Consider the following 21,373-nt stretch of genomic DNA (forward strand, 5'->3'; position numbering starts at 1 on the left):
GGCTCGAACGCGACTGAACCACCCCTTTACTTACGTTTTTGCTCTTTGCTTTGCGGGCTGCACATTCATGTGCCGGGACGCTGAACCGCGCCCGACCAGCCGCCCTAATTAAGGTCACACTGATGGACATGCAATCCCGAATTCGCCGGCTTTTCCAGGCCAGTATCGATACCAAGCAACAGGCGATGGAAGTCCTTGCACCGCACATCGAGCAAGCCAGCCAGGTGATGGTCAATGCCTTGCTCAACGAAGGCAAGATGCTGTCATGCGGCAACGGCGGCTCTGCGGGCGATGCCCAGCATTTTTCTTCCGAACTGCTCAACCGTTTCGAGCGCGAGCGCCCGAGCCTGCCGGCCATCGCGCTGACTACCGACAGTTCGACCATCACCTCGATCGCCAACGACTACAGCTACAACGAAGTCTTCTCCAAGCAGATTCGCGCCCTGGGGCAGCCCGGTGACGTGCTGCTGGCGATTTCCACCAGCGGCAACTCGGCCAACATCATCCAGGCGATCCAGGCCGCACATGACCGCGAAATGGTTGTCGTAGCCCTGACGGGCCGCGACGGTGGCGGCATGGCTTCACTGCTGCTGCCTGAAGACGTCGAGATCCGCGTACCGGCCAACGTCACCGCACGTATCCAGGAAGTCCACCTGCTGGCGATCCACTGCCTCTGCGATCTGATCGACAGCCAATTGTTCGGGAGTGAAGAATGACCCCTAACCGCCTGGGCCTGATGGCCCTGACCCTGTGCCTGAGCCTGACCGGCTGCAGCTCGTTCCTGACCGCCACCCGCGACAAGCCGATCGAGGACGACCGCGGCACCCGTACCTTTGGCAGCAAGATCGACGACTCACTGATCGAAACAAAGGTCTCGGTCAACGTGGCCAAGGCCAGCCCCGACCTGGACCAGAACTCTCACATCGTCGTCAGCAGCTTCAACGGCATCGTGCTGCTCGCCGGCCAGACCCCGCGCGCCGATCTCAAGGCCATGGCGGAGCAGGCCGCCAGCGGTGTGCAACGCGTCAAGCGCGTGCACAACGAACTGCAGGTGATGGCCCCCTCGTCCATCCTGGCGCGCAACAACGACGCCTGGCTGACCACGAAAATCAAGACCCAGATGCTGGCCGACGCCAGTATTCCGGGCTCGCGCATCAAGATCATCACCGAGAACGGCATCGTCTACATGCTGGGCCTGGTGACCCAGAAGGAAGCAGCCCAGGCCGCGGCGCTGGTGCAGGGCGTGGGTGGCGTGCAGAAGATCGTCAAGCTGTTCGAATACATCGACTAGAGGCAGCTTCGCGCTGCAAGGCAAAAGCTTCATGTCTGAAAAAAGGCGATCCACACGGATCGCCTTTTTTTGTTACTTGACCACCTTCAAGCTCGGGCGCCCGGCAGGGCGCTGTGGGCGGCCTCCGTCGGGTGGCAGGTCGTCATCGGAGACGGCATGCACTTCGAACCCGCTGTCTTCTTCCTCTTCCATCATCGAGGGCTCGAGGTCGAAGACCATGCCCTGGCCATTCTCGCGCGCATAGACGCCGAGAATCGCGCCAATGGGCACGTACAGGGTATGGGCAACGCCACCGAAGCGGCCCTCGAAGCTGACCGCTTCGTTGTCCATGTGCAAGTGGCGAACCGCCTTGGGCGATACGTTCAGCACGATCTGGCCGTCACTGGCGAAGCCCTTGGGGACCTGCACGGAACGGAATTCGGAGTTGACCAGCATGTGAGGCGTGCAATCGTTGTCCACGATCCACTCGTAGAGTGCACGCACAAGATACGGACGACTGGAGTTCATCAACGGCTCCTTCAAACCTAGCGCATTTCACGTTCAGCGGCCGAGAGGCTAGCCTGGAAGGCCTCACGGGCAAACTGACGCTCCATATAGTCCAGCAGCGGCTTTGCAGGCCGCGGCAATTCGATACCCAATATCGGCAATCGCCAGAGTATGGGCAGTAGACAGCAATCAACCAGACTTTGCTCCTCACTGAGGAAGAAAGGCTTGTCGGCAAACAGTGGCGATACGCCAGTCAGGCTCTCGCGCAGTTCCTTGCGGGCCTGGACGCGGGCCGGCTCCTTGGCGCGTGAATCAAGGATCAGATCCACCAGCCCACACCAGTCGCGCTGGATACGGTGGATCAGCAGGCGGCTATTGGCCCGCGCGACCGGGTACACCGGCATCAGCGGCGGATGCGGGTAGCGCTCATCCAGATACTCCATCACAACGGTGGATTCGTACAGCGCCAAATCACGGTCTACCAGCGTCGGCAGACTGCCGTAGGGATTCACTTCAATCAATTTCGCCGGTTGCGAACCCGCGGGCACACTGATGATTTCGGCGCTGACACCCTTCTCGGCCAGCACGATGCGCACCCGGTGAGAATAGTGGTCAGCGGGGTCGGAGTAACAGGCCAACCGATTGGTCACGCCCATGGCGGTCCTCCTCGCGTGGAAAAAAACATGAATATCACAAAAACGCGCGCGCCCCTGAAACACTCCTTTGGCGAATGTGAGGGGCGCGCGCATTTAACTGCAAATCTTACCGCATATTCAATGAACGTCCTTCCAATATTCACGCTTGAGCAGGTAAGCAAAAATGAACAGGATCGCCAGATACAGCAACACGTAAGCGCCGATGCGCTCGCTGGCGAGCTTGTTGGGGTTGGCCGAGTAGGCCAGGAAGGTCACCAGGTTGTGGATCTTGTCATCGAACTGCTCGGGCGTGAGGCTGCCGGTCTTGGGCAGCAACGTCAGCTGATCACAGGCTTCGTGGGTCAAGGGTGCACCGGTGAGCGGGTCGTACTGTTTCTTGCCGTCGGTCTCCACCTGTACCTGCTTGCACCCCATTACCTGGCGTCCCTGGAGGCCTGCCAGCACGTTGGGCATACCTACATTGGGGAAGACCAGGTTATTCACGCCCCAGGGCCGTGAAGGGTCTTCGTAGAAGGCACGCAGGTACCCGTACAGCCAGTCAGTGCCGCGCACCCGCGCCACCAGGGTGAGGTCCGGCGGCGCCGCGCCAAACCACGCCTTGGCGTCTGCCGGCTGCATGCCGATGGTCATGTGGTCACCAATCTTGGCGCCGGTGAACACCAGCTTTTCCAGCATCATGTCATGGGGAATGCCCAGGTCATCCGCCACACGCTCATAGCGCTGGAACTTGGCACTGTGGCACCCCATGCAGTAGTTGACGAAGGTGCGCGCGCCGTCCTGCAGCGCGGCCTTGTCAGTGAGGTCGATGTCGACCTTTTCCAGCGCCGGCCCCCCTTCGGCAGCCAGTACCACGGCAGGCAAGAAGACCAGCACGAGCAACGCTATTATTTTTTTCATCAGCCAGTCACCCTTTCCGGTACCGGTTTGGTTCGCTCGAAACGGGTGTAGAACGGCATCAGAATGAAATAGGCGAAATACAGCACCGTGCACACCTGGGACACCAGCGTTCGCTCGGGTGTCGGCGGTTGCACACCCAGGTACCCCAGCGTCATGAACGACACGCAGAACAGCGTCAGCGCTACGCGGCTGACCCAGCCCTTGTACCGCATGGACTTGACCGGGCTGCGGTCCAGCCACGGCAGCACGAACAGCACGGCGATAGCCGCGCCCATGGACATGACCCCCAGCAGCTTGTCCGGCACTGCCCGCAAGATCGCGTAGAACGGCGTGAAGTACCACACCGGGGCGATGTGCTCCGGTGTCTTGAAGGCGTTGGCCTGCTCGAAGTTGGGCTTCTCCAGGAAATAGCCGCCCATCTCCGGGAAGAAGAACACGATGGAGCAGAACACGAACAGGAACACCACTACCCCGACGATATCCTTGACCGTGTAGTACGGGTGGAAGGCGATGCCGTCCAGCGGCACGCCGTTTTCATCCTTGAGCTTCTTGATTTCGATGCCATCAGGGTTATTGGAGCCCACCTCGTGCAGCGCCAGGATGTGCAGCACGACCAACCCGAGGATGACGATGGGCAAGGCAATCACGTGCAGGGCAAAGAAACGGTTCAAGGTGATGCCGGAAATCAGGTAGTCGCCGCGTATCCATTGGGTCAGGTCGTTACCGATGACCGGAATGGCGCCGAACAGGGAAATGATCACCTGCGCGCCCCAATACGACATCTGCCCCCAAGGCAACAGATAGCCCATGAAGGCCTCGGCCATCAGCGCCAGGTAGATCAGCATGCCGAAGATCCACACCAGCTCCCTGGGCTTCTTGTAGGAGCCATACAGCAGGCCACGGAACATGTGCAGGTAAACGACGATGAAGAACGCCGACGCGCCCGTGGAGTGCAGGTAACGCAGGATCCAGCCGTAGGACACGTCGCGCATGATGTACTCGACCGACGCGAACGCTTCTTCGGCAGAGGGGGTAAAGCTCATGGTCAGCCACACACCGGTGACGATCTGATTGACCAGCACCAGCAACGCCAGGGACCCGAAGAAGTAGAAGAAATTGAAGTTTTTCGGCGCGTAGTACTTGGTGAGGTGCTCTTCCCACATTTTGGTGGCAGGGAAACGGGCATCCACCCAGGCCATGAATTTGCTCATCACGCTTTCTCCTGGTCAACGCCGATGACAATCACATCGTCCGACTCGTACGAGTGCGGCGGCACCGCCAGGTTGAGCGGTGCGGGCTGGGACTTGTAAACGCGCCCGGCAAGGTCGTAGTGGGAACCGTGACAAGGGCAGAAATAGCCCCCCACCCAGTCCTTGCCCAGGTCGGCCGGGGCCACTTCAGGCCTGAACGTTGGCGAGCAACCCAGGTGCGTGCAGATACCGATCACAATCAGTACCTGCGGCTTGATGGAGCGCAGCTTGGGGTCGACGTAGGCAGGCTGGGTAGAATTCTTGGACTCAGGGTCGGAAAGGCGATCTTCTATCTTGGCCAGGTTGGCCAGAATCTCCTCGGTGCGGCGCACCACGAACACCGGCTGGCCGCGCCATTCGGCGATGACCTGCTGGCCTCGCTCGATCTTGCTGATGTTGAACTTGACTGGCGCCCCGGCCGCCTTCGCCTTGGCGCTGGGGAACCAAGACCCGACGAACGGGACCGCAGCCCCTACCGCTCCTGCTGCGCCAACCACGGATGTGGCCGCTACGAGGAAGCGACGCCGGCCTGCATTCACGCCGTCATTGCTCATTCAGTGCTCTCCCATCAGCTTTTCGTGGCCTGTTGCAACAGGCATTCACATTGTTGGTTCCATCCGGCCGGCGAGGTCAGCACCTGAAAATCTGCCGAATGGTAGTTACAAGCCCAAACGCAGACAAGGAGAAAACCCGTGGCAAACGGCAGCACCCCTGTCCAGGCAACCTGTGCAGGCGTGGCAAGCCGCCACGCGAAGACTTCACAAGCCGCCATTAAGCAATAGCACTTGGTAGTCTAGTCGACATAAAAAAAGCCCGATTCCAATGGAACCGGGCTTTTTCTTGAACGGAGTCGCGAGGCGTAAAATTAACGCTTCGAGTACTGCGGACGCTTACGCGCTTTACGCAGGCCGACTTTCTTACGTTCAACTTCACGAGCGTCACGAGTGACGTAGCCAGCTTTACGCAGGGCGCCACGCAGGGTCTCGTCGTACTGCATCAGGGCACGGGTGATACCGTGACGGATCGCACCGGCCTGACCGCTGACACCACCACCGATAACGGTGACGTAGATGTCGAACTTCTCGGTGGTCTCGGTCAGTTCCAGCGGCTGACGAACTACCATGCGGGCAGTTTCACGGCCGAAGAACGTGTCCAGGGAACGGTTGTTGATGGAGATGTTGCCAGTGCCCGGACGCAGGAAAACGCGTGCGGTTGCAGTCTTGCGACGGCCAGTGCCGTAATTTTGAGTCGCCGACATAATGAACTATTCCGTTAAATCTTCAGTTCTTGGGGCTGCTGAGCAGTATGAGGGTGTGCAGCGCCCGCATAGACTTTCAGCTTACGGTACATGTCGCGACCCAGCGGGTTCTTAGGCAGCATGCCTTTTACCGCGGTCTCGATCACGCGCTCAGGGGCCTTGGCGATCAGCTTCTCGAAGTTGATCGACTTGATGCCGCCCGGGAAACCGGAGTGGGAGTAGTACATTTTGTCAGTGGTTTTAGCGCCAGTGACACGAACCTGCTCAGCGTTGATGACGACGATGTAGTCACCGGTGTCAACGTGAGGGGTGTATTCTGGTTTGTGCTTGCCACGCAGACGGCTCGCGATTTCAGTAGCCAGACGACCCAGGGTCTGACCAGCAGCATCAACGACGAACCAGTCGCGTTTTACTGTTTCCGGTTTAGCAGTAAAAGTTTTCATTCTTTATAGCCTCGAAGGCCGTCCAGCAAAAATAGACGGCAGATCTTACTGAATAGTGCGTACTTTGACAAGTCAAAGGCAGCCGGATACAGACGCTATCGGGGGCTCGGGTCAGCGCGTCCAATACACGGCAAGATTCTTCGGCGAGCGGCGCATCACTTCCACTGCAGAGAGAGGGGGCGAATTATCCAGATTGCGAAAAAAATATCAACCTGCTTTTATGATTCCTTTTGCCTTGAGGAGAAGCAGATGGATTACCGCCGACTGGGACGCACCGACATCAACGTCAGCGCCCTGTGCCTGGGCACCATGACCTGGGGCGAGCAGAACACCGAGGCAGAGGGCTTCGCGCAGATCGAGCGCGCCAAGCAGGCCGGAATCAACTTCATCGACACGGCTGAAATGTACCCCGTGCCCCCTCGTCCGGAAACCTACGCCAGCACCGAACGCATCATCGGCAACTACTTCAAGCGCACCGGCGACCGCGCCGACTGGGTACTGGCCAGCAAGATCGCCGGCCCCGGCAACGGCATCGCCCACATTCGCGACGGCGAACTGCGCCACAACCGCGCGCACATCGTCCAAGCCCTGGACGCCACCCTCAAGCGCCTGCAGACCGACTGGATCGACGTGTACCAGCTGCACTGGCCCGAGCGCAGCACCAACTTCTTCGGCAAGCTGGGCTACCAGCACACCCAGGACGACCTGATCACCCCGCTGGAAGAAACCCTGGAAGCCCTGGACGAGCAGGTCAAGGCCGGCAAGATTCGCCACATCGGCCTGTCGAACGAAACGCCGTGGGGCACCATGAAGTTCCTGCAACTGGCCGAAAGCCGTGGCTGGCCGCGGGCGGTGTCGATCCAGAACCCCTACAACCTGCTCAACCGCAGCTTCGAAGTGGGCCTGGCGGAAATCGCCATTCGCGAACAGTGCGGCCTGCTGGCCTACTCGCCCATGGCGTTCGGCATGCTCTCGGGCAAGTTCGAGAATGGCGCCAAGCCTGCCGGCGCGCGCCTGACCCTGTTCAGCCGCTTCAGCCGCTATTCCAACCCACAGAGCGTGGCTGCCTGCAGCCGCTACGTGGCCCTGGCCCGCGAGCACGGCCTGGACCCGGCGCAAATGGCCTTGGCGTTCGTGACACAGCAGCCGTTCGTGACCAGCAACATCATCGGTGCCACCTCGCTGGAGCAACTGGACAGCAACATTGCCAGCTTTGGCCTGAAACTCACCGATGAAGTGCTGGAAGGCATCGAAGCCATCCACAAGGATCAACCAAACCCTGCCCCCTGATGGGAAAGGGCTGCAAGCTGCCCTAAATGATCGAGCGGGCGATGATTTCCTTCATGATTTCATTGGTGCCTGCATAGATGCGCTGCACCCGTGCGTCCGCCCAGGCGCGGGCCACGGGGTATTCCCACATGAAACCGTACCCACCGTGCAGCTGCACGCACTCGTCCAGCACCTTGCACTGCAGGTCCGAGCCCCAGTATTTGGTCATCGCCGCCGTGGGCACGTCCAGTTCACCCTTGAGGTGAAGTTCCAGGCAGCGGTCAATGAATACTCGGCCGATCTGCACCTCGGTGGCCATCTCCGCCAGCTTGAAACGGGTGTTCTGGAAGTCGCTGACGGCCTTGCCGAAGGCTTTGCGGTCGCGGGTGTAGTCCAGCGTCCACTGCACGGCCGCTTCGGCCGAGGCTAGCGCGCCGATGGCCACGGTCAGGCGTTCCTGGGGGAGTTCCTGCATCAGGTAACTGAAGCCCTGCCCGGTCTGACCCAGCAGGTTGTCCTTGGGAATGCGCACGTTCTGGAAGAACAGCTCGGCGGTGTCCTGAGCCTTCATGCCAACCTTTTCCAGACGCTTGCCCTTGTCGAACCCGGGCGTACCCGCCTCCACCAGAAACAGGCTGGTGCCCTTGGCCCCGGCCTTGGGGTCGGTCTTGGCCACCACGATCACCAGGTCTGCCAGCAGGCCGTTGGTGATGAAGGTCTTGGAGCCGTTGAGCACGTACTCGTCGCCGTCCAGCACGGCATTGGTCTTGACCCCCTGCAGGTCCGAACCGGCGCCCGGCTCGGTCATGGCGATGGCGCCGACCAGCTCGCCACTGACCAGGCGGGGCAGGTACTTGTGCTTCAGGCTTTCGCTGCCGTAATGCAGGATATAAGGGGCAACGATGTCCGAATGCAGTGAAAAACCGACGCCACTCAGGCCCTGGCGGCTGATCTCCTCGATGACAACCGCGCTGTAGAGAAAATCAGCGCCCATGCCACCGTACTCCTCGGGAATGTGCGAGCAGAGCAACCCGGCCTCCCCCGCCTTGTTCCAGAGGGTGCGGTCCACGTGGCCGCGCTTTTCCCATTGGGCATGAAACGGCGCAGCTTCCTTTTCGAAGAACTTGCGCACACTGTCACGAAACAGTTCATGGTCTGAGCTGAACACTGTCCTGGGAATCATCTGACACCTCTGGCTGAGCAATCCGTGGTAGATAGCAGAGCCTAGGCGCAGCGGCAGGGATCTACACTGGACACAACCGCCAAAAAATAAGACGATCCAGCCGCTGATTGACCACTATCTCTTATAAGAATAATCAACATGATGTTTACCCCGAATACCCCGTCCTTACGGCGCGTGAGCATTCTGGCCATCGACAAGGTCTTTGCCTCGACGCTGATGCACGCCAAGGATTTCTTCCACCTGGCCAGCCTGCGTTACGGCAAGCAACTGGGCCAGGGCCTGACTTCACTGTTCGAAACCCGCCTGATCAGCCCCGACGGCCAACCCGTGGTGACCTTCAGCGGCGTGCAAGTGCCGGTGGACGGCACGCTGGAAGATGCCGACGTGATCGTGCTGCCCGCCTTCTGGGATGATTTCGACGCCCTGTGCCTGCGCTACCCGCAAGTGCTGCCGTGGCTACGCGAACAACATGCCCGCGGCGCAGTATTGTGCGGCGAGGCCAGCGGCGTGTTCTGGCTGGCGGAAGCCGGCCTGCTGGACGGCAAGGAGGCAACCACCTACTGGCGCTTCTTCGGCCAGTTCGCCGAACGCTTTCCCAAGGTGATCCTCAACCAGGATAAACACCTGACCGACGCCGATAACCTGTACTGCGCGGCCGGCACCACCTCGGCCTGCGACCTGTACATTTATCTGATCGAGCGTTTCTGCGGCGCCAGCGTGGCGCAGGCGGTATCGCGCGACATTCTCTACGAGGTGCAGCGCAACTACACCCCCGGGCGCATGGGCTTCGGGGGGCAGAAACTGCACCAGGACCTGCTTATCCTGCAGATCCAGCAATGGCTGGAAGAACACTTCGCCGACAAGTTTCGCTTCGAGGACGTGGCGCGCGAACATGGCATGAGCATCCGCAACTTTATGCGCCGGTTCCAGAACGCAACCGGCGACAAGCCGCTGCATTACCTGCAACGGCTGCGCATTGAAACGGCAAAGGGCTTGCTGTCAGGGTCGCGCAAAAGCATCAAGACCATCAGCTATGAGGTGGGCTACGACGACGCGAGTTTCTTCGCCCGGCTGTTCCGCCAGCACACGGCGCTGTCGCCGAACCAGTACCGCCAGCAGTTCCTGCAAGAGGCCTGATACAGCGCCGCGCCCGTCCCCGCAGGTTACCCCCTATCCGGGAGGTGTCTGTGGGACCGGGCGAAGCTCGGGAAAAGCGCGCCGTCGATGTTATGGCTTGTGCGCGCGCGACAGGAATTCGTGCGACTGCATTTCCAGCAACCGGCTCAGGGTCCGCTGGAATTCGAACGTCAGGCGACCACCGGTGTACAGGTCTTTCAACTCCACCTCGGCCGAGATGATCAGCTTCACGTTGCGGTCGTAGAACTCGTCCACCATGTTGATGAAGCGCCGGGCGATGTCGTCGGTGGCCACGCCCATTTGCTCCACGCCACTGAGCAGCACGGCGTGGAAGATCTTGCCCAGTTCGATGTAGTCGTTCTGGCTGCGCGGGCCGTCGCACAGTTCACGAAAGTCGAACCAGGCCACGTCGTCACAGGTCTTCAGCGCGATGATTTCGCGGTTCTCGATGATCAGCTTGTCGTTTTCAACCGCCTGGGTGCATTCGGGGGTGAGCGCCTTGAAGCTCTTGCGCAGGCTGTCGGCAGCCGCTTCGTTGAGCGGGTAGTGGAACAGTTCGGCCTGCTCCAGGTGGCGCAGGCGATAGTCCACGCCGCTGTCGACGTTGACGATCTCGGTGTTCTGCTTGATCAGGGCAATGGCCGGCAGGAAACGGGCGCGCTGCAGCCCATCCTTGTACAAGCCGTCCGGAACGATGTTGGAGGTGGCGACCAGCGTCACGCCGTTCTTGAACAGCTCTTCCATCAACGTGCCCAGGATCATGGCGTCGGTGATGTCGGAGACGAAGAATTCATCGAAGCAAATCACCCGTGCCTCATCCGAAAAACGCTTGGCGATCACGGTCAGCGGGTTTTTCTCGCCCTTGAGGGTGCGCATTTCCTCGTGCACGCGCTTCATGAAGCGGTGAAAGTGGGTGCGCACTTTTTCCTTGAACGGCAGCGCCTCGAAGAAGGTGTCCACCAGGTAGGTCTTGCCCCGCCCCACGCCGCCCCAGAAGTACAGGCCCTTGACCGGCGCCTGTTCCTTCTTGCCGAACAGCTTGCCGAACAGGCCCGGCTTACTGTCGTGCGCCGCGATCAGGTCGTCGTACAGACGCTGAAGGTGACGCACTGCCGTTTCCTGCGCAGCATCATGGAAGAACTCGGGGCGTTTGAGGTCAGCTTGATATCGTTCTAGAGGCGTCATATTCGTTAGCAGGGCAACAAAAACGGGCCGTCACTGTAACGACGGCCCTGGCTTATGGCAATTAGACTTGCGACAGTTGGTCGCATTAATCCTGTTGGGGCTGCAAGGCAAGGCGCAGAGCCTCTACCGCGGCATCGCGGGTGGCGGCGTCGGCGAACGCGGGGCTTTCCCCCACGCAGGCGTCGTCCAGCCATACGGTGAAGGCATTGCCTTGGCTACGCACGTCCAGCGCGGCACCACTTTGCAGTTGCTTGCTGGCCTGGCCCGCCGCCTTGCCATCGGCAAAGTTGCGCGACAGCAGCAGTTGCTCACCATCGGCGCCCAGCAAGCGGAAGCGGAAGCTGCCGTCTTCGTCACGGAAGCTCACGAAACGGGCGGTCTTGGCGGCCTTTTTCTTCGTCGCCGTGGCGGCTTGGGCCTGCTCACGGAACGAACGCAGGCCCACGGCTTCGCGCAGCTCGCCGAGGAACGGCGTGGCCACTTTGCGGGCCTTGGCGGCACCAGCCAGCAGGATGTCCTCCAGGTCTGCCGGGCGAGCGATGAACTGGTGATACTTCTCGCGGGCTTCGCCCAGTTCGGTATCGAGCAAGGTGAACAGGCGGCTCTTGGCCTCGCCCCAACCCAGGCCCTGCAGCAACTCTTCGCGGAACTCGGCTTCCTGGGCCGGGGTGGCGAAGGCCTGGAACAGGGTGAACAGGTGCGAGTTGTCCGGATCTTTCGCCTCGCCCGGCGCGCGCGAGTCGGTGACGATGCGCGAGATGGCGTCCTTCATGTCCTTGGCGCTGGTGAACAACGGGATGGTGTTGTCGTAGCTCTTGGACATCTTGCGCCCGTCCAGCCCAGGCAAGGTCGCCACGCCCTCTTCGATCAGGGCCTCGGGCATCACGAAGAACTCGCGACCGTTGCCGAACAGGTGGTTGAAGCGCTGGCCGATGTCTCGGGCCATTTCCACGTGCTGGATCTGGTCACGGCCGACGGGCACCTGGTGGGCGTTGAACATCAGGATGTCGGCGGCCATCAGCACCGGGTAGCTGAACAACCCCATGGTGACGCCCGCGTCCGGGTCTTCACCGGCCTCGACGTTCTTGTCCACCGACGCCTTGTAGGCATGGGCGCGGTTGAGCAGGCCCTTGCCGGCCACGCAGGTCAGCAGCCAGGTCAGCTCGGTGATCTCGGGAATATCGGACTGGCGGTAGAACGTCACACGGTCGGTATCCAGGCCGGCGGCCAGCCAGGTCGCGGCGATTTCCAGGCGCGAGCGCTGAATGCGCAGCGGGTCGTCGCACTTGATCAGCGCGTGGTAGTCGGCCAGGAAATAGAACGAGTCGGCGTCGCTCTTGCGGCTGGCGACGATGGCCGGGCGAATGGCACCGGCGTAGTTGCCCAGGTGTGGCGTGCCAGTGGTGGTGATGCCGGTCAGGATACGAGTGGTCATGGTCTGATTCTTGTCGGTCTGCATTCAGTTCGAAAGGCGTGGCAGGACCAGATCTTTCAGGTCGGTCAGCTTGCCATGAAAAAAGTGTCCGCATTCTGCCACTTTCAGCAGCTCATGGGGGCGTTGCAGCTGCTCGGACCAGGCATACACCAGGGAGGGGTCCACCACTTCGTCGGTTTCCGGTTGCACCACGGTCAGCGTCCCGCCCACCGGCAGGCTATGCTCAGGGCCCAGGCGCATCACGGCCGGGGCGATCATGAACAGGCGCTGCACGCTTTGGCCTGCCGCTTCCAGGCGGCCGCCCAGGCTGGCGGCAACGAAGCCGCCGAACGAGAAGCCCAGCAGGGTCAGTGGCAGGTCCGGGTGCTGGCGGCACAGCCAGGCGGCGGCCGCCTGGGCATCGTCGATCTCGCCATTGCCCATGTCGTGACTGCCGGCACTCTGGCCGACGCCGCGGTAATTGAAACGCAAGGTTACAAAACCGGCATCACGGGCGGTGCGCTGCAAGGTCGAGATGACCTTGTTGAGCATCGTGCCCCCCTGTACCGGGTTCGGATGGCAGATCAGGGCAATGCCCCGCGCATCGGCGGTATCCAGGTAGAGCGCTTCGAGCGGGCCTTGGGGGCCATCGATGAAAACGGGGGTTTCGCGGATCAGCAAGGGGGTACTCCGTGACCTCGATAGGGGTCGACTCGTCTAGTCGAAGGATTCTGTCTGGCATATTTGCGATTGCTCGCGGTATACAGCGCAGGTTAGAGCCGTTAACGTAAAGCAAAGCCGTTTATAGAGGAAGGACTCGTGGAACACTCGCTCTTAGTTTGGTTGTTGCCGACTATCGCCCTCGTCGTGGGTGTCGTGATTGGCCTGGTCGTCGCCCGCCTCGTGCCCAATGCCGCCCCCAGCAGCACTCAGCGCCAGCTGGACGAGATTCAGGAACGCTTCGACAGCTATCAGAATGACGTGGTCACCCACTTCAACACAACGGCTTCGCTGGTCAAGAAGATGACCCAGAGCTACCAGGAAGTGCAGGAACACCTGGCCGAGGGTGCCAACCAGCTGGCCCTCGACGAGCTCACCCGCCAGCGCCTGCTGGCGGCCCTGCACGCCGAACCGGCCGGCCCGCGCGAACGCCTCACGCCGCCACGCGACGCCGAGCCGCCACGCGACTACGCGCCCAAGGCGCCGAACTCGCCCGGCATGCTGGACGAGCAGTACGGGCTCAAGCGCAAGTAAGCGCCGCCTGTTGAACAAGGAGCCTTCGGGCTCCTTTTTTGTGCAATTGAGCCTACGGCCATCCCCTGTGGGAATGGGCGCAGCCCGGTCCCACGCGGCACGGCCGGTGCACGACTGAAAAGGATTTTGCGACATGACAACTCATGGCAACTGGCTGCGCCCCGCCCTGCTGGCCGCGCTGGTGCTGGTATGGCTATGGACTGCGTTCGTCTGCCTGGGCCCTGGGTTTAACTGGGGCGTGCAGATCATGGGCGAGGCCGGGGTCAGCGGCTGGCTGGCCACTGCCAGCGTGGTGGGCGGTGCCCTGTGCGATGCGCTGCTGGGGCTGGGGTTGCTGGTGCGCCGCTGGCGGCGCCAGGCACTGCTGGCGCAACTGCTGTTGATGCTGGGCTATACGCTGTTCATCAGCGTCGTGCTGCCCCGCTATTGGCTTGACCCTTACGGCGGCGTGTCGAAGAACCTGATACTGCTGGTGGTCACACTGTGGCTGTATCAGCAGGAGCCACGCCCGTGAGCCTGTACATCATCCTCAAGACCTTGCACATCCTCTGCTCGACCGTGCTGTTTGGCACCGGCCTCGGTTCAGCGTACTACGCCCTGCGCGCATGGCGCAGCGCCAACGTGGCGGTCATCTCCAGCACTTTTCGCCACCTGGTGTTCGCCGACTGGGCGTTCACCGCCACGGCAGCCGTGTTCCAGCCCCTCAGCGGCCTGGGGCTGGCGCACCTGGCCGGCTGGCCGCTGCAGAGCCCCTGGCTGGTGTGGAGCCTGGGCCTGTACGTGTTCGCCGGGCTATGCTGGCTGCCCGTGGTGTGGCTGCAGATTCGCGTGCATCGCCTGGCGGAAACGGCGCTGGCACAGGGTACCGCCATGCCCCTGCAAGCACGGCGGTACATGGCCTGGTGGTTTGGCCTGGGCTGGCCGGCGTTCCTGGCCTTTATCGCGATTTTCTACCTGATGGTCGGCAAGACCCTCTGACCACCCGCTTCACCCCTCGGGTTCCAGGTCCAGGAACAGATGGTCCAACGGCGCCTCGATGCGGCTACGCAGAATGGCGATGACTTCTTCGCCCGCCGCGTCCTGGGCCATCTGCCTGCTCAACCCATCCAGGCGCTGCGAAGCGGTTTTCAAATGCGCCCGCTCATAGGCCGAGGCCAGGCCACGGGCCTGGGCGTAGTGGAAATGGGCGTACCACAGCGGCGCGCCCTCCAGGTCGGCGACCTCATATTCCTGCATGAAATCACGCCCTTTCTTCAGCGCCTTGCGCTCGCCAATTCGGCGTATCCGGATGGCCTTCTGACGCAGCAGGTAATCGACGCGGGCCACGGTCGGCGGCTGGCGCTTGCTCATGTCGATGCGAATCAAGCGGCCCTCCTCCGTCAATTGCGCCGCCTTGTCACGCAGCTCCTTGGCCCTTGTCTCGGCGGACTGATGGGCAGGCAGGGCCAGGTCTGTCTCGTTGCGCAACGTCAGTTGCCGGTCGATAGCGTCGGCGTGGTCATTGAGCTGGCGCGCGTAGGACAATAGCTGGTCTTCCACTTCCGACGGGATATAAGGCTTGGCGGCCTGGCGCCACGCCGACAGCACCTCCTTGTCTGCGGCCTTGAGCAAGCCCTGGCTTTTGTTGACCACGCTGTTCAGGGATTTCAGCGGGGCCGCAGCGGACTTGTCCGGCTGCACTTCGGTCCAGGTACCGGCCACGGGGTCTTTCTCGAAAGCCGCCAGTACCTTGGATTCGATGGGGTCTACCATCTCGAATGTTTCCGCCGTGGCGCCCGCGCTTGTCGTGCGGCGCTTGCCAACCACCACGCCACGGCGCGCCGTGACGAAGAGGTTGACGTTGCGCTCGGAGCGACGCTGCTTGCGCGTCATTTTCTCCTGCTCTTTGACCAACGGCACCAATTCCTCCTTGGCACTCGCCCGCAATTCGGCGATGAAGCCCTCCAGGCGGCCCATGGCCGTGAGATCCAGCTGCGCCCCCAACTGCGTGCGGTAGTCGGCCAACGCGTCCAGTGCCGCGGCATACTGTTGCTCGACACTATCGAGTACCTCCACCCGGTCGTTGAGGGTGAAATGCGCGCTCTGCTGTAGCTCGGCGTGGCTCAGTGCCGCCAGACGCGCCGAACTGACCACGCTGTCGACCAGCCGGCTGGCCACCGGCAGTTCCGGAATGTGACGAACACACAACAGGCCAAGACCATCGATCAGCAAGCCAATCCAGTACTCGACGGGCAGGTCGATTTCATAGGACGTGGTCAGGGTTTTAAGCACCCGGTCGCCCTCAAGCGGCAAGCGTTCGAGCTGCTTTTTCCAGCCCCTGACTTCCTTGGTCAACCGCACCTGTTTCTCGGTGAGGTCGCTGCTGCGTTGAACGAAGTCGAAGAACAGCCGCGACTGTGCCGGGTCCACGTGCTGCGCTTGCAGCTCCATGCCCAGTGGCTCGGCCTCGTTGTTGATGATTCTGCTGCGCATGCGCAGGTTGATCAGTTCCTCGGTGCCCACCAGGTGCAGGAACCCCAGCAACTCGGCCTGGTCGCGGCTCCGGTCGAAACCGGGGTCCAGCGCCTTGAGTTCGATGCACACGGCGAGCACCCTGCGCAGCGATGCCAGATAAGGTTCCGTTTCGGCCGACAGGCGCTCGCGCAAGCGCTGGACCAATGCCAGATCGTTGGCCGCGGCAGCCACCCCGACCTTGCGGATCAACACATTGACCTTGACGTTCATCTCGGTACGCGTGGCGTTGAACTCGCTGACGATGCGCCCGCATTCGAGCTTGCGTGCCAGGTTCTGCGCACGCTGTTGCTCGATGTTTCGCTTCGGGCTACCACCGCGCAGGCGCAAGCTCAGGTCAAGGCGCCAGCGGTGCACCTCATCGCGCTCCAGCCAAGGGCCGGGAAGGTCGGGGCGCGCGGTGTCGACGATGCGCGCCTGGCCCTCATCAAGGCTGACCTGAAAGAAATGCCCGTCCAGGCTCACCAGCCAACGCTGGCCGTCCTGGTAAAGCCCTTGCAACGCGCCGTGGGGCACTGGTTCGCCCAACGTAGCGGGCTTGGCCACTTCAAACCCCATCAGCCGCTCAAGGTCCTCGCGGGTCAAGCGGTGGTTGGCCCGCGACCAGCTGAAACTCAATTCACTGGTAACCTGGCTGGCCTGCACGGGGCGCACATCGAACCGGGAGGCCGCCAACGGTTCCATCGTGACAGGCAGCGGTTCGGGATAAGCCTTGATCCAGGGACCCCGGCTGATGCCGCGGGTCAACAGCACCAGTGCGACATTGAAAAACAGATCGGCAAGGGTGTCAGTGACGGCCTCATCCTTGCCCTGTACACGGGCGTCCAGGGCGATACCCAGGCTGGTGATGGCCTGAATCATCCAGCCGGCCGTGACCAAAGGTCCGGAAAATACGGGCAACAAGGCATTGAAGAGCGTCCACGCCAGTGCCTGATAGTTGATCCAGCGGCTCTGCTCACTGGACAGGGACTGCCGCCTGGCCACCGTGATCAAGGCTTCCACACTCTGCTCATAGAGGCCAGCGAGCAACGGCCCCGCCATCGGCGCCAGGCTCAAGCGAACGGGCGCCGGCGGCTCCAGCACGGCGGCGTCTGAACCGAGGCCAAAGCGCGCCACGTGCGGTTCCTTGAAACCACCCTGGGCATACACTTTGCGCGTGGCGGGCTCCAGCCAATCCACCACACTGTCCTGCAGCGCACCGGGCTCGGCAATGGCGTCCAGCAACGCCTCGCCACTGTCGAACTCCATCAGTGCCGGCGTGAACAATGGCCGGTAAAGAACCTGCGTGCCGGTACCGTCCACGGCCCCCATCACAAACATGTTCTGCACCCGGTCAGGAGAACGGTTCGCCGCAGCCTTGAAGCCAAGGGTTTTCATCGATACGGCATGGCCATCCACGCTCGCCGCCTGTGGATGCGCCAGCACCTGGGCGACCAGGCGCTGGCCGCGCTCGGTGAAGCCCTGCTGCTGGCGGATCTTGTTCTCCAGGGCAAGCATCGGCAGTTGAATGGCCAATTGTGCCGTGAAGTTGCTTTTGCGCCCCGCTGCTTCGACCTCATTATCGCGCAGCCTGGCCCGCAGCATGCTGATGTAGGCCCCGCCGACATCCACCCGGGTCACCAGCGCCTCGATGGCCGCCGTATCGACCCAGGCCGGCAAGGTTGCCCCTTGCCTGGGCTCGACGATCAAATGGCCCCTGGGGCGGCCTGCCAGGTTCATCACCGCCAGTTGGACCAGGCTGATGGTCTGGTCGACCATCGTCCTGTGCCCGCCGTCGACGATACTCATCGGCGCATCGGGCAGGGTGAGGATATGCACCTGCACATCATCGAGCAGTGTAGCGGGCGCCTGTGGATGGGCCTTGGCGACTGCTTCGCTCAACGCTTGACGGGCGAACGTCATGATCGACGCAATACCATCGGTAAACACACGCCCACCCTGCTGCTGGCGCAGCACGGCCAGGTCCGCCAGATGCAGGGAGTACGCGCGCCGATCAGCGCCGCTCGCCGCCAGCAACCACTGGGGCACAGCACCCTCCACGGACTTGAGTTCGGCCACCTCCTCGGCAGTATCCACCTCGAACAGGCAGGTCACGCGCTCCACTTGCCGCTCCAGTTCGCTGACGGTGCTGGCTTCGGCCCGGCAGCGCGCGCCCACTGCCTGCACGGCTGCCAGTTGCTGGGCGAGGATGGCCTTGGCCTGCACCTCGAACACGCTTTCATCGGGCTCAAAGAGTGCCAGGCGGATGGCCGAAGGCGAGAACTGAGGCGGCAACAGCTTGGCCACACTGACGGCCAGGGCGTCCAGGCTGGCGAAGGCCTCGATACCCTTGAGGGGCGTATACAGCAGGACCACGTCTCGATCATCAAGGCTGACGTGCCGCTGAATCACCAGCGCATGGGTGACCTGCGCCACGCTGGCCGCATCGTCACCGGCAGGTCTTAGGCCGATCAGCGAGGCCCGCAGGGCATCGCCACTGTATTGCCTGCGGTGCAGGGCATCGGGCAGTGTGACCAACGCCATGGCGGTGGCAGCCTGGTCCTGGTCCAGCGCCCCCGCCTTGTGGTCGCGCTCAACGCACCGCTTCAACCGGGTCTGCAGCCACACAGCCAGCCACTTCCAGCGGTTGCCGCCGCCAAGCTGGACTACGTTCCAGTAATCACACAGGGCCTGCCCGTGTACATTCAACAGTTGCGGGCCCCATTCGTTGACAATGCGCTGCACCTGCTTGATATCCACGGCCAGTGCGCCGGGCTGTTCAGCCCCGCCTTCATGGGTCAGCAAGTGATAGTCCGGTATCAGCAGGATGTTTTCATCAACCAGGTAGCGGCGCATCAATGCGTCGATCATCAGGGTGCGGTGGTAACCGCCGAACCGGCCAGTGCCAGGGTCCTTTATGGGCGCCAGCAGTTCCAGGCGCGCGGGGTCGATGGCCAAGTCGGGGTACAGCAGCGCCAACTGCATGGTCAGTACCTGCCGGGCGGCATCCTGCAAGGTCGGGCGCCCGGCGAAGTGCTTGCTGACACTGCTGGCCAGCGGCGCCAACCGTGCGACCTGGGCACTGAGGGAGTAGAGATCGTTCATGAGCGGGTCCTGTCTGGATGAGGTCCGCGCATAACACCGCGAACAACGCCCCGCCAGGTGGTAACGATCTACCGCTGGGTTTGCTTCCCCCGGAAACGACCAACCCCGCCGAAGCGGGGTTGGGTGAGCATGCCAGTGCTTAGATAGCGCCGCGCTTGCGCAACAGGTCCAGTACCTGCTTGACGCCTTCTTCCAGCGACACGCTCTGGGTGTCGACCACCAGGTCGGCATTGAGCGGCACGTCGTAGGGGAAGGACTCGCCGGGGATGTTGTCCCCGCCGGCCGCGTACAGCCCTTGCGGGTCACGCTCGGCGCACACCTGCGGTGAAGCCTGTACGTACACGGTCAACAAGCGGTCAGCACCGATCAGGGCCCTGGCCTGTTCACGGCCTTCGGCGTCCGGCGCCACGAAGGCAGCCAGGGTCAGCAGGCCCGCTTCGTTGAACTGACGCGCCACGTGGGCGGCACGACGCCAGTTCTCGGTACGGCCGGCACGGTCCTGCGGCAGGCCCTTGTTCAGGTCGTGACGCAGGTTCTGGCCGTCCAGCACGAACACCGCGCGGCCCATGTCGAACAGCTTGCGCTCCACGGCATAGGCCAGGGTGCTCTTGCCAGCGCCCGACAGGCCGCTGAACAGCACGGTGGCTGGCTGCTGGCCAAAGCGCAGGGCACGTTCCTCGGTGGCCACATGGGCCAGTTTGCCGTGGTGGCTGGCCGAACCATGCGGCACCACTGGCGGTGCGATGATCATGCCGGCGCCGACGGTGCCGTTGGTCAGACGGTCGATGACGATGAACGCACCAGTGGTGCGGTTGCTGTCGTAGCCGTCCAGGGCGATGGAAGCGTCCAGCGCGACCTTCACACGACCGATCTCGTTCAGCGCCAGCGCGCTGCCCGGGCCTTCGGCCAAGGTGTTGACGTCGACCTTGTGGACGATGCTGGCGATGGAGCCCGGCACGTAGCTGGTGGCGCGCTTGATGTCGTATTTCTTGCCCGGCAGCATCGGCTCTTCCGCCATCCACACCAGCATGGCATCGAAGCTGTCGGTCACGGCTGGCACGTTATCGGCGTGCACCAGCAGGTCGCCACGGGAGATATCGATCTCGTCTTCCATGGTCAAAGTCACGGCCTGGCCAGGACCGGCCTGCTCCAGTTCGCCTTCGAAGGTGACGATGGATTTGACGCGGCTGCTCTTGCCCGATGGCAACACCACCACTTCGTCGCCCTTGTGCACGATGCCGCTGGCCAGGGTGCCGGCAAAGCCACGGAAGTTCAGGTTCGGACGGTTGACGTACTGGACCGGGAAACGCAGGTCGGTGAGGTTGCGGTCGGCAGCCACTTCCACCGTTTCGAGGATTTCCATCAGCGTCTGGCCGGTGTACCACGGCGACCGTTCGCTGTGATTCACCACGTTGTCGCCCTTGAGGGCCGACATCGGCACGAAGTGCAGGCTGGTCGGCTTCAAGGCGATACCTTCGGCGAACTTCAGGTAATCGGCCTTGATTTCCTCGAACACGCCTTCGTCGAAACCCTTGAGGTCCATCTTGTTGATGGCCACGACGATATGCTTGATGCCCAGCAACGACGCAATGTAGCTGTGGCGGCGAGTCTGGGTCTGCACGCCATAGCGGGCGTCGACCAGGATGATCGCCAGGTCACAGGTGGAGGCACCCGTGGCCATGTTTCGGGTGTACTGCTCGTGGCCGGGGGTGTCGGCGATGATGAACTTGCGCTTGGCGGTCGAGAAGTAGCGGTAGGCCACATCGATGGTGATGCCTTGCTCGCGCTCGGCCTGCAGGCCGTCCACCAGCAGTGCCAGGTCGATGTCCTCACCGGTGGTGCCGACTTTCTTGGAATCACGGGTAATGGCTTCCAGGTGATCTTCGTAGATCATCTTGGAGTCGTGCAGCAGGCGCCCGATCAGGGTGCTCTTGCCGTCATCGACGTTGCCACAGGTCAGGAAGCGCAGCAGTTCCTTGCGCTCGTGCTGGCCCAGGTAGGCGAGGATGTCCTCGCTGATCAAATCGGATTGGTGCGACATGGTCTGACCCTAAC

At 62.1% G+C, this 21,373-nt stretch carries 18 protein-coding genes and 2 pseudogenes; 7 read left to right on the plus strand and 13 right to left on the minus strand.

Annotation, left to right across the window (positions count from 1 at the left end):
* Nucleotides 1-122: 122 nt before the first annotated feature.
* Together QBK88_RS03055 and QBK88_RS03060 are read left to right on the plus strand one after the other, a co-directional pair.
* Entirely contained in the window at nucleotides 123-716 is a 594-nt protein-coding gene (locus QBK88_RS03055; protein WP_158155265.1) for a phosphoheptose isomerase, read from the plus strand.
* Nucleotides 713-1,291 (plus strand): BON domain-containing protein, encoded by a 579-nt coding sequence (locus QBK88_RS03060; protein WP_277960862.1) that lies wholly within the window; start codon nucleotides 713-715, stop codon nucleotides 1,289-1,291. The genes QBK88_RS03055 and QBK88_RS03060 overlap by 4 nt, the downstream gene beginning before the upstream one ends.
* Nucleotides 1,292-1,363: 72 nt before the next feature.
* Here the strand turns inward: QBK88_RS03060 and QBK88_RS03065 are convergent, their stop codons facing one another.
* From QBK88_RS03065 to rplM, 7 genes are all read right to left on the minus strand, one after another.
* Nucleotides 1,364-1,798, minus strand: a complete 435-nt coding sequence (locus tag QBK88_RS03065; protein ID WP_268148504.1) for a ClpXP protease specificity-enhancing factor — start codon at nucleotides 1,796-1,798, stop codon at nucleotides 1,364-1,366.
* Between the two features lie 17 nt (nucleotides 1,799-1,815).
* Nucleotides 1,816-2,433, minus strand: coding sequence for a glutathione S-transferase N-terminal domain-containing protein (locus QBK88_RS03070; protein ID WP_277960863.1), 618 nt, complete (start codon nucleotides 2,431-2,433; stop codon nucleotides 1,816-1,818).
* A 117-nt stretch (nucleotides 2,434-2,550) separates the two neighbouring features.
* A complete protein-coding gene (locus tag QBK88_RS03075) occupies nucleotides 2,551-3,330 on the minus strand; it encodes a cytochrome c1 (protein ID WP_277960864.1) in 780 nt (259 codons plus the stop codon).
* Nucleotides 3,330-4,541 carry a cytochrome b gene (locus tag QBK88_RS03080; RefSeq protein ID WP_268148498.1) on the minus strand — a complete coding sequence of 404 codons (1,212 nt, stop codon included), beginning with the start codon at nucleotides 4,539-4,541 and terminating at the stop codon, nucleotides 3,330-3,332. Before QBK88_RS03080 ends, QBK88_RS03075 begins: the two co-directional genes overlap by 1 nt.
* Nucleotides 4,541-5,134: a ubiquinol-cytochrome c reductase iron-sulfur subunit gene (gene petA / locus QBK88_RS03085; protein ID WP_277960865.1), complete on the minus strand. Its 594-nt coding sequence runs from the start codon at nucleotides 5,132-5,134 to the stop codon at nucleotides 4,541-4,543. Before petA ends, QBK88_RS03080 begins: the two co-directional genes overlap by 1 nt.
* Nucleotides 5,135-5,445: 311 nt before the next feature.
* Nucleotides 5,446-5,838, minus strand: a complete 393-nt coding sequence (rpsI, locus tag QBK88_RS03090; RefSeq protein ID WP_158155251.1) for a 30S ribosomal protein S9 — start codon at nucleotides 5,836-5,838, stop codon at nucleotides 5,446-5,448.
* A 14-nt stretch (nucleotides 5,839-5,852) separates the two neighbouring features.
* Nucleotides 5,853-6,281 (minus strand): 50S ribosomal protein L13, encoded by a 429-nt coding sequence (gene rplM / locus QBK88_RS03095; protein ID WP_007928449.1) that lies wholly within the window; start codon nucleotides 6,279-6,281, stop codon nucleotides 5,853-5,855.
* A gap of 249 nt (nucleotides 6,282-6,530) precedes the next feature.
* On the opposite strand from rplM, the gene QBK88_RS03100 reads away from it, so the two are divergent.
* Nucleotides 6,531-7,571, plus strand: a complete 1,041-nt coding sequence (locus QBK88_RS03100; protein WP_277960866.1) for an NADP(H)-dependent aldo-keto reductase — start codon at nucleotides 6,531-6,533, stop codon at nucleotides 7,569-7,571.
* Between the two features lie 22 nt (nucleotides 7,572-7,593).
* Here the strand turns inward: QBK88_RS03100 and QBK88_RS03105 are convergent, their stop codons facing one another.
* The gene (locus QBK88_RS03105) at nucleotides 7,594-8,733 is read right to left on the minus strand and encodes an acyl-CoA dehydrogenase family protein (protein WP_277960867.1); all 1,140 of its coding nucleotides are present in this window, start codon (nucleotides 8,731-8,733) and stop codon (nucleotides 7,594-7,596) included.
* A 240-nt stretch (nucleotides 8,734-8,973) separates the two neighbouring features.
* On the opposite strand from QBK88_RS03105, the gene QBK88_RS03110 reads away from it, so the two are divergent.
* On the plus strand, nucleotides 8,974-9,870 hold the full coding sequence (locus tag QBK88_RS03110; RefSeq protein ID WP_277960914.1) for a GlxA family transcriptional regulator: 897 nt from the start codon (nucleotides 8,974-8,976) through the stop codon (nucleotides 9,868-9,870).
* A 90-nt stretch (nucleotides 9,871-9,960) separates the two neighbouring features.
* On the opposite strand, the gene zapE is transcribed toward QBK88_RS03110, so the two are convergent.
* From zapE to QBK88_RS03125, 3 genes and pseudogenes are all read right to left on the minus strand, one after another.
* Nucleotides 9,961-11,055, minus strand: a complete 1,095-nt coding sequence (zapE, locus tag QBK88_RS03115; protein ID WP_277960868.1) for a cell division protein ZapE — start codon at nucleotides 11,053-11,055, stop codon at nucleotides 9,961-9,963.
* 85 nt (nucleotides 11,056-11,140) lie between these two features.
* Nucleotides 11,141-12,490, minus strand: coding sequence for a tryptophan--tRNA ligase (locus tag QBK88_RS03120; protein WP_277960869.1), 1,350 nt, complete (start codon nucleotides 12,488-12,490; stop codon nucleotides 11,141-11,143).
* Nucleotides 12,491-12,514: 24 nt separating this feature from the next.
* Nucleotides 12,515-13,168, minus strand: a pseudogene (locus QBK88_RS03125) (alpha/beta hydrolase); the annotation flags it as partial.
* A 120-nt stretch (nucleotides 13,169-13,288) separates the two neighbouring features.
* On the opposite strand from QBK88_RS03125, the gene QBK88_RS03130 reads away from it, so the two are divergent.
* The 3 genes and pseudogenes from QBK88_RS03130 to QBK88_RS03140 all read left to right on the plus strand — a co-directional run bounded on the left by QBK88_RS03130 (nucleotide 13,289) and on the right by QBK88_RS03140 (nucleotide 14,701).
* On the plus strand, nucleotides 13,289-13,723 hold the full coding sequence (locus QBK88_RS03130) for a YhcB family protein (protein ID WP_158155240.1): 435 nt from the start codon (nucleotides 13,289-13,291) through the stop codon (nucleotides 13,721-13,723).
* Between the two features lie 154 nt (nucleotides 13,724-13,877).
* Nucleotides 13,878-14,237 (plus strand): annotated as a pseudogene (locus tag QBK88_RS03135) (DoxX-like family protein); the annotation flags it as partial.
* A complete protein-coding gene (locus QBK88_RS03140; protein ID WP_277960870.1) occupies nucleotides 14,234-14,701 on the plus strand; it encodes a DUF2269 domain-containing protein in 468 nt (155 codons plus the stop codon). The pseudogene QBK88_RS03135 and the gene QBK88_RS03140, both read left to right, overlap by 4 nt.
* Nucleotides 14,702-14,710: 9 nt before the next feature.
* Here QBK88_RS03140 and QBK88_RS03145 read toward each other — a convergent pair whose 3' ends face one another.
* Together QBK88_RS03145 and cysN are read right to left on the minus strand one after the other, a co-directional pair.
* Complete coding sequence (locus QBK88_RS03145) at nucleotides 14,711-19,318, minus strand: dermonecrotic toxin domain-containing protein (RefSeq protein WP_277960871.1); 4,608 nt, start codon at nucleotides 19,316-19,318, stop codon at nucleotides 14,711-14,713.
* Nucleotides 19,319-19,457: 139 nt separating this feature from the next.
* Nucleotides 19,458-21,359, minus strand: coding sequence for a sulfate adenylyltransferase subunit CysN (gene cysN, locus QBK88_RS03150; RefSeq protein WP_277960872.1), 1,902 nt, complete (start codon nucleotides 21,357-21,359; stop codon nucleotides 19,458-19,460).
* Nucleotides 21,360-21,373: the final 14 nt, after the last annotated feature.

This window comes from Pseudomonas sp. RIT-To-2 (assembly GCF_029623465.1).
Taxonomy (GTDB): Bacteria; Pseudomonadota; Gammaproteobacteria; order Pseudomonadales; family Pseudomonadaceae; genus Aquipseudomonas; species Aquipseudomonas silvicola.